General features: G+C 42.0%; 17 protein-coding genes. All 17 read right to left on the reverse strand.

Annotated features, from left to right (window positions below; all coding sequences use genetic code 11):
* Positions 1–156 precede the first annotated feature (156 nt).
* Positions 157–714: a DUF4376 domain-containing protein gene (locus tag B0183_RS10900; protein ID WP_078208786.1), complete on the reverse strand. Its 558-nt coding sequence runs from the start codon at positions 712–714 to the stop codon at positions 157–159.
* A gap of 9 nt (positions 715–723) precedes the next feature.
* Positions 724–2,784, reverse strand: coding sequence for a hypothetical protein (locus tag B0183_RS12830; protein WP_234802059.1), 2,061 nt, complete (start codon positions 2,782–2,784; stop codon positions 724–726).
* A gap of 12 nt (positions 2,785–2,796) precedes the next feature.
* The gene (locus tag B0183_RS10910) at positions 2,797–3,375 is read right to left on the reverse strand and encodes a YmfQ family protein (RefSeq protein ID WP_078208787.1); all 579 of its coding nucleotides are present in this window, start codon (positions 3,373–3,375) and stop codon (positions 2,797–2,799) included.
* Positions 3,372–4,433 carry a baseplate J/gp47 family protein gene (locus tag B0183_RS10915; protein WP_078208788.1) on the reverse strand — a complete coding sequence of 354 codons (1,062 nt, stop codon included), beginning with the start codon at positions 4,431–4,433 and terminating at the stop codon, positions 3,372–3,374. The genes B0183_RS10910 and B0183_RS10915 overlap by 4 nt, the downstream gene beginning before the upstream one ends.
* A gap of 11 nt (positions 4,434–4,444) precedes the next feature.
* A complete protein-coding gene (locus B0183_RS10920; protein ID WP_021115447.1) occupies positions 4,445–4,795 on the reverse strand; it encodes a phage GP46 family protein in 351 nt (116 codons plus the stop codon).
* Positions 4,796–4,899: 104 nt separating this feature from the next.
* Positions 4,900–5,550 carry a phage baseplate assembly protein V gene (locus B0183_RS10925; RefSeq protein WP_005711896.1) on the reverse strand — a complete coding sequence of 217 codons (651 nt, stop codon included), beginning with the start codon at positions 5,548–5,550 and terminating at the stop codon, positions 4,900–4,902.
* A complete protein-coding gene (locus tag B0183_RS10930) occupies positions 5,547–6,671 on the reverse strand; it encodes a phage baseplate assembly protein (RefSeq protein ID WP_005711897.1) in 1,125 nt (374 codons plus the stop codon). The genes B0183_RS10925 and B0183_RS10930 overlap by 4 nt, the downstream gene beginning before the upstream one ends.
* Before the next feature lie 4 nt (positions 6,672–6,675).
* On the reverse strand, positions 6,676–8,031 hold the full coding sequence (locus tag B0183_RS10935) for a DNA circularization protein (RefSeq protein ID WP_005711899.1): 1,356 nt from the start codon (positions 8,029–8,031) through the stop codon (positions 6,676–6,678).
* The gene (locus B0183_RS10940; RefSeq protein ID WP_078208789.1) at positions 8,032–10,395 is read right to left on the reverse strand and encodes a phage tail tape measure protein; all 2,364 of its coding nucleotides are present in this window, start codon (positions 10,393–10,395) and stop codon (positions 8,032–8,034) included. It abuts the gene before it with no gap.
* Between the two features lie 45 nt (positions 10,396–10,440).
* Positions 10,441–10,635: a hypothetical protein gene (locus B0183_RS10945; protein ID WP_020997281.1), complete on the reverse strand. Its 195-nt coding sequence runs from the start codon at positions 10,633–10,635 to the stop codon at positions 10,441–10,443.
* Positions 10,636–10,664: 29 nt separating this feature from the next.
* Complete coding sequence (locus B0183_RS10950) at positions 10,665–11,021, reverse strand: hypothetical protein (RefSeq protein ID WP_005711904.1); 357 nt, start codon at positions 11,019–11,021, stop codon at positions 10,665–10,667.
* Positions 11,021–11,395 carry a phage tail protein gene (locus B0183_RS10955; protein WP_005711906.1) on the reverse strand — a complete coding sequence of 125 codons (375 nt, stop codon included), beginning with the start codon at positions 11,393–11,395 and terminating at the stop codon, positions 11,021–11,023. Before B0183_RS10955 ends, B0183_RS10950 begins: the two co-directional genes overlap by 1 nt.
* 9 nt (positions 11,396–11,404) lie before the next feature.
* Positions 11,405–12,814 carry a phage tail sheath subtilisin-like domain-containing protein gene (locus B0183_RS10960; RefSeq protein WP_005711907.1) on the reverse strand — a complete coding sequence of 470 codons (1,410 nt, stop codon included), beginning with the start codon at positions 12,812–12,814 and terminating at the stop codon, positions 11,405–11,407.
* A gap of 15 nt (positions 12,815–12,829) precedes the next feature.
* A complete protein-coding gene (locus B0183_RS10965) occupies positions 12,830–13,009 on the reverse strand; it encodes a DUF2635 domain-containing protein (RefSeq protein WP_005711909.1) in 180 nt (59 codons plus the stop codon).
* The gene (locus tag B0183_RS10970; protein ID WP_035520360.1) at positions 12,999–13,646 is read right to left on the reverse strand and encodes a DUF1834 family protein; all 648 of its coding nucleotides are present in this window, start codon (positions 13,644–13,646) and stop codon (positions 12,999–13,001) included. Before B0183_RS10970 ends, B0183_RS10965 begins: the two co-directional genes overlap by 11 nt.
* Positions 13,643–14,119, reverse strand: a complete 477-nt coding sequence (locus tag B0183_RS10975; protein ID WP_016057773.1) for a gp436 family protein — start codon at positions 14,117–14,119, stop codon at positions 13,643–13,645. Before B0183_RS10975 ends, B0183_RS10970 begins: the two co-directional genes overlap by 4 nt.
* Positions 14,120–14,121: 2 nt before the next feature.
* On the reverse strand, positions 14,122–14,475 hold the full coding sequence (locus B0183_RS10980; RefSeq protein WP_035493258.1) for a hypothetical protein: 354 nt from the start codon (positions 14,473–14,475) through the stop codon (positions 14,122–14,124).
* Positions 14,476–14,489 lie beyond the last annotated feature (14 nt).

Here is a 14,489-nt window from a genome sequence, read left to right on the forward strand (position 1 = left end):
TCACCATTGCCTACAATTGACACATTAATACCATCAATCTGTTCTTGTGTTGTGAGGGTATACCAACCTTCGCCGTGAGTGGTGATAATAGGTTGCCCCTCTTCGTCGGTAGTGATGACAGGGTCGTCGAATCTGAGTTGTTGTAGGTTAAATTGTTTAAGCATTTTGATATTCCTCATAAGTCTGCGTCCACCCACTCGAATAATCATATTCCAACGGGTTTTCTACTTGCTCCACCATCGCCTTATGCTTCAAGGCATTAGCGTGATTGTTCGTTTTGGCTTCCATTAACACCTGCCAAATGACTAACAATTTTTCTTTATTAATCATCGCCACCGAATTATCGGCGAACGTCCACGGAATTTCTTGGTCACCGAATAAGTCAAATGTGGCTTTGACAGACAAGATATTGCGTTCAGCGGTGGCATCGGTATCAATCCACTTGTCGATAGCTGGCACATAAACGCCACCGTTGATTTTCTTATCTCGCAGAGCGTTGATAGCATTACGGGTTTGTTGGCGTTGTTCTTCAATAGGCATTGGCGCTGGTTCAACTAAAATCGGAAGCCCTTCATCATCAGCAACGATTAGCTTACCTTGAGCTTGTCCTTCAAGTAACAAGCGGTAGGTTTCTTCCGAAATTTCACAAGCCCCTTCAGGTACAAAACCGCCGTGGTCGTTGTTATAAAAACCATCTTTATAAAAAATTGCCATTGTATTCTCCTATTTCCAGCGACCAACACCTAAAAATTGCACTCGACAGTCACCTTGATTCTCACTGTTGTGTTCATATAATTTATAATAACAAACAGCATTGGTGCTTTTTCTCATAATAGCACTACCAACATCGCTGTTTATACCATAGGTATGCTCCACTTTAGGTATCACCATAGGTTTATCAGCAAAAGCGACAGCCCAAGTAAATTGCTTTTCTATCCACTCTTTCAAATCATTTACATCATAAAAATAGGTTTGAATCATCGTCCCATCAGGGTATTTGCGGATTTCGAAGTTGCCGATTTTTTGATAAGTAAATAACGCTGTCACTCTATTATCAAAATCATTAATACCTAAACCTGATGCGGTCGTTGGCTTATTTCTCACTTCACTCCAATCCGCTCCGTCAATCTGCTTCCACGGCAGCCATCTGTTGCCTTCTCTGCCTCTCACAAATTTTTTATTGCTGAAAAAAGTTGTGTACTCTTGCTGATAACCATACGCAGATGGCGTAACCAGCAACGTCCCCGCCTCTTGTGCAGGGTAGTTGAGGTTAGGCTGAGCGTTGGCATTTGCCATTTGGGAGTACACGCCATACACAGTGACGTCATTGAGGTTGCTTACTTCTAATCGTGGGCGGAGCATAAAGTACTCATGCACGCTCCCCCAGCCACTGGCATTGTTGCCCCATTGGGCAAAATGCCTATCAAAGTTTACAGCTTGGCGAAAGGCTTGGGTACTATCTATTTTGCTAACAAAACCCCACCCGCTGAATACGCCATTGCCACTTAGCTGCGCATTGGTTGTAAATCCTATATAGCTACCCATAGGCAACTCTGTGGGCGTGGCGTTTTGGTACTGAATTTGAGTATTAGGGATATGTGACCGCAAGTTGATTTGCTTGACCGGGAGCAGGTTGCCCTCGTCAAAGACTTTATTCGCTCCATGATAGATGGGCTTGTTGCTCTCAACTCTGTCCTCCTTGAGGTGGACGCCGGTACTGTATTGATATGACACAAGCGCCACGTCGTTGTCATTATCCCTAACTCGTCCGACAAACCAATCATCCACATCGTTATTTTTACCTCTTAGATAAGAGGCGGCGTGGTTGATATTGAGTATGCCAGTCATTGTGTCGCCAGTCTTCTTAACCGCGTCTGTAATACCAAATCCGTCTACAGTCGTAGGTTTATCTCTCAACGTACTCCATTCCGCGCCATCGACCCTTGCCCAATTGCTCCAACTATTCGTACTAGCATCAAACCATCGCTCATAACATTCTTGTTTATTATGTAGTGTGTAGCGTTGTAGGGTTCCTGTGCGACCCTCAACACCGCCTGACAAAACAAATAACATACCACTATGCGCGACAGGACGAGACGTGGCGTGTCCGATGCTAAAAACGCCATCGCTCTTAAAATCATTTAAGTTGATATTGAGCGAGTCGAATCTTCCAAAAAGCCCCCCAATATCAGCACGTTTCCAAGGCGACCAATTCCCATTAAATGACAATTTATAACGCTCATATCTATCCCCAGAATAAGCTCTCATCGCCACCTGTCTGTGCCAACCAGGGCTGTCACCAGAAATCACCTGTACATAATAGTTATGGCTCGTAGGCAAATTCTTATTAGACATATCGCCACTACCATAAGAGTAAATTCCATCAACCACTAATGTATCAGCGTCGTCCTGACAATTGTTGTTAATAATAAATTTATCTAATCTTCTTTTAATCGCAACTCCCTGCGCCGCCGTCAACGCCTTTGTGGCATCATCGGTGGTTAGGTTATTGGCGAGTTGAACTAAGCCTTTTTGGGTTGGGCTGGCATTAAGGTTTCCAATATAAAACTTAATAGCGTCTGCAACTTGATTATTTGTTCTTTCAATAGGTTGCATATTTGCCAAAAGTAATACATTCTTAAATTCTTCAAAATAGTCTTGAATACGCTCTTGGACTTCATTAAGCCATTTAGCTGTTACAATAGTCCCTAATGTTCCTGTTGCAGGATTACCATCAATAAATCTACCTGTATTAGATTCAATATTTGGAAGCTTTGTTTTCATTTCTTAATACCTTTAAATGTATGCGAAATAGCAATAGGTGTGAGCAGGTTTTAAATCTGTAAAAAATTCTTCTAAAATTCGGTCGCCAAAATCCGTTAATCGTTCTCCTGCCACAGATTGCCCAGCCCGAAAACGAGTAATATTGTTATCGCCATTTGTTACTGTAACCCGCCACATATACCCCAAATGTTCTCTAGGGGAATTTTGAATAGGAATATCACCTGCATTCGGTAAATCGTTTTGCAAATGAGAAAACTCTTTAATTTCAATGGTATAGCCAATAGACTTCGCTAACTGCATAAAATAAGGGATAGAAAGTCCCCCAACTGCATTTAATGTCAGAATGACTTTATTGACTCTACTCGAATACGATTTAGAAAGATCGGTACTTATCCCACAAACCCTTTCCCAATCTGCCAACATCTCACGAGACGTATCAGGGGTAATTGCATTAAGCATTCTTTCTGCACTTTGTTGCAAAAGGTCGAAGCATCGCCCATCTACCTCACATTGAGCTACAAATTGCTCACCATTGATGTCATAGGAAACAGGAGGATAAAGTGTTTTTAGAACATTTGCGTGAAAGCTCATTGCATTAACTCCACCGTGACTCGACCTAACCGAAACCATTCAATATTTGGCACAATATTCGCTTGTAAATTAGAGCTTGGCGAAATAATTCGACGATCAACAACCCCAATCAAGTCACTCACAATTGCCTCGCACTGCGATACAATTAAACTATCTGCAGGGCTTAATTGACTAAAATAATTGCCTAATGCAGACTCAATTTCTGCTTTAATTGTGACTAAATCCACACCACTCAATTTCACCTTGATATTAAAGTCCGTTCGTCTAGCTATTGGTTTAATGACTTTTGACTCTTTAGCCGTAACAGGACGAACTTCATCAATATAGGCTTGTGTACGAGCAACGGTTTCATCACTTGGCAAATCATTATTACTGATGATTGCAATATCAACGGTTCCTAATCCTCGTCGCAAAGGATAGACAAATGCAGCTTCAACCCCATCAACATTTAACGCCCATTCCTTATAGTCGTATTTATTCCCACCAGCAGACGGTCGTCTGATGCGATTAAGCAAACGTTCTAACAATGAGCTATCACTTTCTTCATCTGTTCCGCCCACAATCTCACGCAATACACAAGCCGTCTGTACCCCAACAGGGGCAGACATAAAATTCGCATTAACAGGTTGAATAATATTTTGACCTGCTCCAGTTGAAAGTGCTTTGACTTTAACCACTACAGAGGATTGAGTAATCTGAGCAGGTTCAATCACTTCATAAAACCGACCGTCCGAAGCCATTATCTGTTTACCAGCTTCAATTACAGCTCCAGTATTACCAAAAACTTCAGCACCAAATCCGCTGGCATAAGTTGCTTGTCGGCGATAAATACCACGCAAAGCAGCGTGTTTCTCTAAAAATTCTGTATCAGCAGTATCAGGAAAGAACTGCTTAATTACCCATTTTTGATGAGCATAAAGCCCCTCTGCGGTAGCTGCCAAACTACTTGCACGAGCATAGTTATCAGAATCAACCGAAACATCAGCGTATGGATTAAGAGATACTACATCTCTTAAAATCGCTTGGCGGATTTCGTCTAAAGTTGGTGTAATAAACATTTAAACCCCATTTAAATTAGTTTTACGCTATGCTCAAACTTAAAAGCATCACCACGATTATCAATAACCTCAATTTCTAACAAAATTGAACCATCTCGTACTTGATGATGCGTTACCGTGATTGATTTTGCTCGTTTGTCGTCTAATAAGGGTTGCAATGCTTCTTCTGCGTACTGCTGAGCCAACAAACCAACACGACTTAAATCTTTCTCACGTTTAATAAGATGGAGCAGAGAGCCTACGCGCCCATCTGCCCACCACGAGCCTAAAGGAGTGGTTAATCTGATATACACCGCATTTTGTAGTGTATTTATGTTCTTACTTGTGTAGTCCCGAGTAAGCGGGCTGATCTCTCTGTCCATATTGATAGGATACCGAGAGCGAGAAGAGAAATGACGAGGAAGCACTTCCACACAAGCGGTCTGTTTTTTGTACATTTTTTGCAAAATAAGACCGCTTGTACGAATTACGCCACAGGTTGCCCTCTGCCGTCGTTTTGATGAGTGTGGGTTTTAAGGGATATGCTACCTGCAGTTACATCACCATCAGTACTAAAACTACCATCTGTCTGCGTAACATCACCGCTAAAGCTCGCTCCATTACCGCCTTGCACCGTCATACCACCATTGCCATTAATTTGTCCTTGAGCGGTAAAGACCTGATTTGTTTCTAATTTAGGTGTTTTAAAACTCGCCCCACTTGTTGCGTCCACCTCGTAGCTTTTACATTTAACCTTAAAAACATCACAATCCACTTCAATTAATCTGCCGTTTTTTAAAATAATCGTTGAGCCACTGGCATCATAAATTGCCGTTTCACCATTTTTTAAGCCTTTTACCCGAAAAGAGCCATTTTCAGTCGCAACAATAATGCCGTGTGTGGTTTTACCCCCAAGCGGAATAACAACCGCTTGAGTGCCTGCTGGTGGAACAGATGTCAATCCAAAATGTTGCATCAGCTCAACATCTTGCAATGTTTCATCTGCCAAGCCAGACACCTGTGAAAGTTGAATTTGCGGAGTACTTTTCACTAAATTTAACACCCCCCTAAAAGCAGAACGTACCGAATTTTGAGCATTGTTAATACGTTGCCTTGCCTGTTGTGCTAATTTTCTCATTTTTCTAACTCCCACGAGCCGACCAGCTCTTTTTCCGCTTTCCGTCCTTTCCCTTTTCTCCCCTTACGCTTACGAGCTTGTTCAGCTTTTGCCTTATAAGCATCAGGAGTCCAAATGCCATCTTGTTTAAATCGAAGCTCTGTCTGCGTGCCACCTGCCCTAGAAAGCATAAAACGCCGTCCCATTAAAAAGAAAATCGCATCTATCTCATACTCTTCACAAATAACGTGAACCCGTTGCCCAGCTTGCCATAACTGACCGCTTGCAGTTTTATGGTCGGGGACAGTTACAGTTAAATCAAAGGTTTCCAACTGCCAATCACTAATCTGTTTTTTAGCTTGTTTTTTAAGGGCTTCCAGATTTTCTACATCACTTAACACCACTGTTTTAGGTTTATAAATCTGCAACTCAGGATTTTTATAAACCCACTTAAAATCGTGTTTTGCACTATCGCTATCACGGCCGTGCTTCTGTCCTAAAAACGTCACTTCCGAATAGCTTTGCGACACATCAAAGGTCAAACTTGCCTCATTAAAATTATTGCGACTGCTATCATTGGCTCTAACATAGAGGGTTGCTACTGGTGGGGTAGAATAATCTGCACCACCTACAATTAACGTCCCATTAGACTCAAACCAACAATGCAACCCAGCAGAATTAGCACAACGCATAATTGCTTCCCACGCTGTTTCGCTAATATCAATATCAATTTTATCCAGAGTAGGATTATTTTCTGCTCGTAACCCAACCTGTTTAATCCCCAACGGCTCTACAATTTTCTTAATCGCATCAAATACTGTTAAGCCTTTCACATTCGTAATAGGAGCAGAACAATCCAATAAAATTGAAGCCCTATCTCGCCCATTAATGGCATAATAACGCCCACTCTTACTGATCTGATGTTGCGTATTATCAACAATACCTGTTAAAACTGTCTCACCATTAATTTTGACTACGGCGGTTTTACCTGCAAAATTCGGCAATACCTGCATTTCACTGGATTTGCCTAAATCAAATGAAAAGCTATCCGCAGGAATTAAAAAATCACTATCAATATTGTAGCTTTTCCAGTTTTTATGTTGCTTGCCATCTATCTCAACCACAACCTCATTTTCAATCATCGTCTTACTCCGAATAACAATTTAATAGGGTTCCTGCTTCGATCCAATTTGGCTGACGGATTTGCGGATTAAGCCGTAATAACTCACTACTACGACGATAATCCCGATAAAAATCGTGAGCAACCTGTTGTAAAGTCCCATTAAAAGCGACTTCTTTCACAATTAATGGCGGTTTCTGATTAATCGTCGTGACAGCTATCTGCATTAATTCACTCGCCATATTTCGTAAACCTTCTGCCAACACATAAGAAGCGGTATAAAGCCCATTATTAGGTTCAGCAGCGTTTTCTGCAGTCCGTTTAAGATGTTGTAATTCACGCACAAAATTAAGCGTCTTCAACATCAAAAGTCTTGTCTGTTGAGTGATATACTCAATTTCGGTTGGTGTTAAATTTTCGGCGTAGGTTTCAATAATATTAGCAGTCGTCTTAGCCAAAACGTTACAACTAATTAAATGCAATGCACAGTTTAGATTTTTCACATCATCTACCGATAAACGAGATTTTATCGCTGACCGACCATTTTTTTGCATTGCAAAAAACTGAGATGCAGAGGTAATTCGTTGATGTTGTCCTGTAACTAACAGACGCGGGATATTTAACACCTTATCAATATCACGCATTAGCTCATTAAATTCCGCTTTTACCCCTAGCGTAGTATTAAATTGATGTGTTTTCGATTGAGCTAAAATCACATCATAAAAAAGTTGCAATGCCTGCACCCCCTGCTTTTGAAAATCTGACTTACTAACCCCGACAGGTAAAGTATTTACATTTTGGTTTAATTCAAATAAGGCATTGAGTTGCTCAAAACAACCAAAAATCGCACTCCATTGCGACAATAATCGACTTTTAGCATTGTGGGCAAACGCTACAACCTCCATTCCTTTCACCCACCACGCCAACATATCGCCGATAAACTTATCTACAAGATTAAGATAACGATCTATCTTCGCCAATAAACTATGCTCAAATACAAAAATCGGTTTTAATGGAGTTGCTTCCCTAAACGTCAAATCTAACGCCACATAATTCACATTTTCGGCATCGTGACGTAAATTTGCTGATACCAAAATCATATTCGGGATCCGCCCACGAATAGGGTGAACCAACACATCTGCCCCACGTTGCTGAACCACATTAAGTAATTTTTTATAATCGGTGTAATAGCCCTCACCAAAACAGACCGCTTGCAACTTAATTGTTTGGGGATTAAGCCCCATATCTTCTAAATCTGCCCCATTCACAAAGGGATAAGCGTGTTCTGCAATGGCTTTGTCAAAAATTTCATCAACCGCAATAACATCAAATTGCACCCCTTTAAAACTTGCCTGTTGAACAGGCATTGTCCAACCACTCATCTACGCCACCCGTTTATTAAAATTAAATTGCTCATTAGACACATATTCAGCCAACACACGCCCATCGACTTCGAGGGTGATATTATTCGCCAAGGTATGCGACTGCGATGTAAGCCCAGCCTCAATTGCCATAGAAATAGACCGCCCAAAAGCCTGAAAGTCTGCTTGGTAATTTGATAAAGCCCCTGTAGTTGCTTCGACGCTTGGGCGAATTTCACCGTCAATGATAGCTTGATTGCGTTCCAAACGAGATTTCATCTCCGCTTCAGATAAAGACCCTTGCTTTACCCTTTCCTGAGCAATTTTGTTATCATTTAAACGTCCTGCAATCACATAAGCACCGTGATAATTATGCTCAGGCTTAACGCCCCCCATTGCCGCATTCCCATAAGTAAATGCCGACGGCTTACTACTATGTTGCTCTCTAAATTTTTTCTCTGCTTCCGCTCGCTTTTCTTTCTCGGCTTCTTGCCTTGCCATATAAGGCACATAACCTTCTGACGCAGCGTATAAGCCCAGTCCTACGCCAGTTAAAGAACCAAAACCTAACGCCCTTGTTGCCATTTTGCCTGCCGTTGTCGCTCCCGTTGTAACAGCCCCTGTAGTAGCTGTTGTAGCTACAGTTTTAGTCGATGTTTTAAAAATCTCCTTAGCCAAATTGCCAAATCCTTTCGGGTTGCCTTTTAACATATTTAATAAGCTAGATGCAGCTAACGCAGCACCAAAGACAAAAACCGCATCTTTTGCCCCCACTAAAAACTGAGTTAAATTAGGGTACTCATTCGCATATTTAGCCAGCTGTTCACTCAATGCTCCCAAAACATTATTTACCTGCTCAAAATTTTTCATTTCGGCAAATTCATTACTGTTTTTTAAGGCTTCCACCTTGTGAGCATTTGTATCTCTTACTACAGCGTGAGATTTTTCTATAGCATCTTGACTATTCTCAACTTCTGTATCGACCTTTTGACCTAGCTGAACATTATTCTTAATCCCAAGTAGTGCCATCAACGCCTGACGGTCTGAGATAATTTCACCAATGGCAGTCCCCTCGACAAGATCGGTTAATTCCTTAAATAATTTAGCTTGCTCTGCACCTTTAGCTGTTTTGAGTTTATTCTGCAACTCTTGATATTGCTTATCACCTCCCACAACATCGTCCATAATAGACATAAAGGCTTGTAGAGAGTCTTGCCCTTTGCCTTTGTAATGTTCCATTGATTTTGCAAAATTAATCCCTTTTTCCTTGCCTGTTTTTGGATCTTTATATTTCAAATTTTTAAAGCGATCATTGGTTTCCTTAGCGGTAATTTTGCCCAACAAATTGACTAAATTATTGCCAGCCTCATCACTAGAGCCTGCAGTCACTCGTGCTTGTTGGTTAGCAATCAGCAAACGCTTAAACCCCTCTAAACCATTTAAACCAGCCTGTTTACCTGCAGCCATTTGTTGTGGCAACCACGCAGCCATATCAGCAAGCTCGAATTGTCCTGCCTGCCCTGCTGCAACTGCCATATCTAAAACTTTGCCAATATCTTGCTCACCAATTCCCATTTGTTGCATAGATGAAATAGCAATCTTTGCAATATCGTCAGGCGTTGCTCCTGTTGCAACGGCGGCTTTTTGCAAAGTCGGTAATAAGTTCATTGCCGTATCTGCGGACATCGCCCCTGATGCCAACAATGTATCTAAGGAATTAAGAGCATCTTCTTTTGTTCCACCGCCTACGGTGACAGCTTTTTCTACCGCCTTAAATAGCTCTTCTTTTCCTGCAATTCTTCCTTGAACATCACGATCTGAATATGCTGTATTTGCTACCATTGCTAATCGTTTATCAAAATTCATTTGATTACGAGCAGGCTCTCGCATAACCATCGCCCCAGCTGCAACACCAGCCCCAACGCTCATCAAACCACGCCCAACATTTGCAGCCTTATCTCCAAAACTAGACTTACCAAGCTCCGCATTTAACTCTTTGATACGTTGTTTCGTTTGCTCAGAGGCACGACGTAACTCATTTTGAGAGGCCACGCCCGACCGCTTCAACTGCTCATAAGCTGCACGGGTTTGCCTAATTTCCTGCTGTATCGCATTTTCTGAACGAATACCTAACGTTTCTCTCGCTCTTGCAAGATCTGCAGCACTTTTTCTTGCTTCTCGGTAAGCCTGCTCAATACGTTTATTTGATGATTGCGTTGCCGTAGCGACTTTCTCTGTTGCATTCACTTGAGTCTGACTGCTACGAACCGCTGCTTGCTCTGCATCCTTAAAGGCTTTTTCTGCTTCTTTTCCGACCTTACTAATTACTTGGCTTGCATTATCTTTTGCACTTAGCTCAAGTTGCACTTTCATATCTTTAGCCATGGTAAACTCTTTTTAAATTGGATTTAAACCTATAAAAAAGGGGCTTTACGCCCCAATTTTTCCACGTCGAGTAAACACAAAACTTTCGTGTTTAACATTATTGCTAGGGCTATCTGTCGCTTGCTTAGGCTGTTTTATGCCTTCAAACTCCAAATAACTCTCAATCCAAGCCGACAACTCAATCAGCGACATTTGCCACACCTTATCAGCAGGAATTGCAAATTTCGCAAACAAAATCACCGCTTGGCGATATTGTTTAAAGGCTTCCGCTACGCCAAACCGTCCTGACGGTTGCTTAGGTTGTCTAGGCTCGCCCCATTTCCGATAGGCTTTTTTTTAAGCATCAATGTTGCCTCAAGCAGTTGCCAATAATCATCCGTAGCTAAATGCTCAAATAAAAATTGTGCATCAACGATTTCTGCAGGAATACCGTCAAAACTGACCTGCTGAGAAAGATAAGCCATATCCACTAAGATTGCCTCTTTATGGCTGGCATTTTCTTCGTCAATGCCCATTGCATCAATCATCTCAAGGGCAGTGCATTGCCCACCCATTGTAAGTAAACGCACATTTGCCTGTTTAAAAACCTTCCCTTGATACTCAAACCCTAAAAGCTCAACTTTCATTACTCAACAACCTCACGCAACGCACCTAGTTGAATATCAATTTGCGATTCATTGTCTACCGTATAGGAAGCACCCACCTCAATGGTAAAGCACCCCAAATAAGATGTCCGTTTTTCCGCATTATTTAACGGGTATTTGGTAAGTTTGGCATCTTTGATATTTTTCCAATCAATCACCGTACCATCTTTAGGTTCTACCGCAGTAATAGATAACGTGATCTCTTCAATACCTTGAGCATACCCCTTAGCTCGCCCAGCGCTATTCATTGTTTTAACGACCTTACGCCCTGTTTGAATTTTGACATCTAACTTCGTAATATCAATTTCAACCCCATCAACTTCAAGGACACAAGAACCTTCAAAGACTTCAGCCATAATCTACTCCTATAATAACAATGTGATTTTATTGCGGATAACGTGCAAGCCATTTACAACATCTGCAGGAATATCCAAGTCCAAATACGTTGGGTCTTGGGCATTACGCTCAATCACCAAGCGAGATTTCCATTCGTCGACGTTTTCGATGATTTCGAGTTGCTCCATACGATAAAGCACATCAAGGATTTCCGACCGCACTTTGCGAATAACACGCTGTGTATTTTTAGCTCGTGGGAAACGTAAACGCTGACGAGTTTGGATTGCCTTACGCACATAATCTAAAGTACGAATAGTGGTTAAATCCAAATAACTTGGATCGTCGGTATTCGTCACTGATTTTGTATAAGTCGTAATAGCACGGCTAATCTGAACACGATTCACCACAACTTCAAGCGGACTTAGCCCATTAAATAAGGCTTGGTTTACCTCACTAAATAACGGCTTCTGCGAATCGTCTACCAAACTTAACCCCTTGACCTCAAGCGTATTAAGAGGCTTCGCAGGATCTTCCTCACCTGCAATCACAGCCCCATAACCTGCTGCAATCATCGCATTTGTTTCCGTACAACCCTTGTACCACGCAATAGAGATACGTTCAGAATTTAAACGAGAAGATAACGTTGTTCCTGTCGCAAAAGTACCACGCCAACCCATTACACCAATTCCTGCTTTATCCTCAATCGGATCGCTCATCAATTCCAAATGCTGGCGTAGTGCCGTTGCATTTTCTTCATCTGAAAATGGCGAAATAATCACGTTGTAATGCTTGCCTGCAACACTTGCTAACGCTGGTGCAATCTGGGCATTACGCTGACCTCCACCAAATGCAGTGACAGCAAGACTTAAAGTCCCAGCGGTGTGTTTAGCCGATAACATCAATTCGTTGCCAATTTCACCTTTACATTTGGTAGTCAATAGCAATACGCCATCACTTTCTGCACTTGCAACAACTTGACTATAACGAGAGGCATTAATCACAGCCACCAAACGAGTGACAATGGCAGTATTCGCTTCATTTTTTGCCACCGCAATTTCATAAGCCTCCCCACCGATAACAACACGCACCACACCAGCAATGCTTGCAGACCCTGTAAAAGTCACACGCCCTGTCGCAGCAACACCTGCAGAATGGTCTTTTAATCCAATAACCGTTAAGCGAATCAGTGAATTATTCTTAATAGCCTGACGCACCATTAAGTGAGCTACAGAGCCAGCCCCAAATGCCTGTTCAGCATCGGTATCACTAAACACTTTGACAGGCAAGCTATAATTTCCTGTTGCTTGAGCCGTCATCGGAGCAACGATCAACACTTCTTGCTCATTCGTAGGCAAGGTGGTCACAGCGTCTTTATTATTGTATTCGGTATATACTCCTGGTTTACGAATACTGTTCGGGATTTTGTCAAAATCAACCATAATAATTCCCCCCTCCTATTTACTCTCTTTTTTAGGTTTATCTACACCAGTGACTAAGATTAAATCACCATCAGCGATACGACGCTGATAGTATATTGAGTTATCAACTTCCACTGGCTCGTGTTCGATATAGCTATGGGGGTGGTTCTCAAATGGTACTCGTACCCCATTAATTGCTTTTACTTTAATTTTCATCTTTTTCCTCCCTCACTACCGTCACTGAGGTAGTGGCGTTGTTATTTGACTCAAAAATACGATTATGTAACCCATTTAGCTCTTGGTATGGCTTATCAAGTTTGCCCTGATACTGCTTAAATAGTGCCTCAATACTTGCCTCACCCTCTGGGAATCGCCCATCCTCTAAAAAGCCGTTTTCGGTGTAGCTCATTTCAAACTCAATCGCAAAAGCAGAGATTTTCTCTTTTTTCACTTCCGCATTATTCCAAATAGTGCGGATTCGCTTGGGTTGGATAGGTGACACCAACCCCCCTAAAGTTTGATTAATCAGCAAATACTTCACCGCACCAAGCAACAGATTTACGCCGACTTCTTGAGATGTTACGCCACCCACACGCCCCGCAACGGCGGAACGCATAGAGCGAGCCATTACCAACACAACAAAGGTATCCGTTGCTTGATAACGCTTACCCCTAGCATTGACTGAACGAACATCAAAATCAGAGCCAGCATAAGAAACCAAACAAGCAGGCAGACGGCGTACATCAAGCTGACTATCGTCAATTTCCCCAGAATAACTCCCGACCGAATAAACCATCTTGCCAAGCCCAAGTCGCAACCGCTCAATCAATGCTTGCTCAACTTTAGTAATCATCGTTGGTCACGCCCCCAAATACGGTTACCGCCATTAAAAAACTGCACGCTGTTGTCGCCATTTGCCATATCCTCAACGGAGGATTCCTCAAGCCCAAGTGACACAATCCCTTTTGAGATATTCTCAAGCTCTTTTAAGCAAAACTTATAGCGATTTTCGACTTCTTCAGTCATTGTCACCGACGACTTACTAGTGAGATGATAACGAGCCAAATCACAACAAATGCGTGTCAGATTTTGTGGTACAGCCCTCAAAGGCAAGCGATAACGCCCACTCAAATAACCGTCAATTTGACTAGATGAATCTTTTAGAGCAACAACCAATAAGGCTTCATCAACAACGCCAAGCCCATCACGATCAGTTAGCTCTATTGATTCCCGTTCACCAATACGGACAACAAAATCTTCAACATCGGCATAGAGTGATGTTTTATCATCAAGTGCAGAAACCACACTTTTAATGTCGGCATACATCGCTACTTCTCACAAATTGGCACAAGCTCAAGATAAGGATCTTGCGAAAGTGCAATAATCTGCTCACCCGTTAAGGCATCAAACGGAATTTCCACTGCTTTATCTTTGGTAAAGCGATAACCGCAACGCCCATAGCTTGCTTGTGGGTGAATCGCCTTTAAGGTGATTTCAAAGGCAATCGGCTGAATTACCGCACCATCTGCTTTTGCATCTGCCACTTTTTCATCTGTTGCATTAGCTGAATCCGCAGAATCTGACTGTAACGAGTTCCCCGCTGTATCTTTGGTTTCATCTGCACCGCCTTTTTCTAACTCGGCGGTTCGTTTTTCTTTTTCTGCTTTTGCTTTTTTAGCCATACTTACCTCAGATT

The sequence above is a fragment of the Glaesserella parasuis genome (assembly GCF_002015085.1).
Lineage (GTDB): Bacteria > Pseudomonadota > Gammaproteobacteria > Enterobacterales > Pasteurellaceae > Glaesserella > Glaesserella parasuis.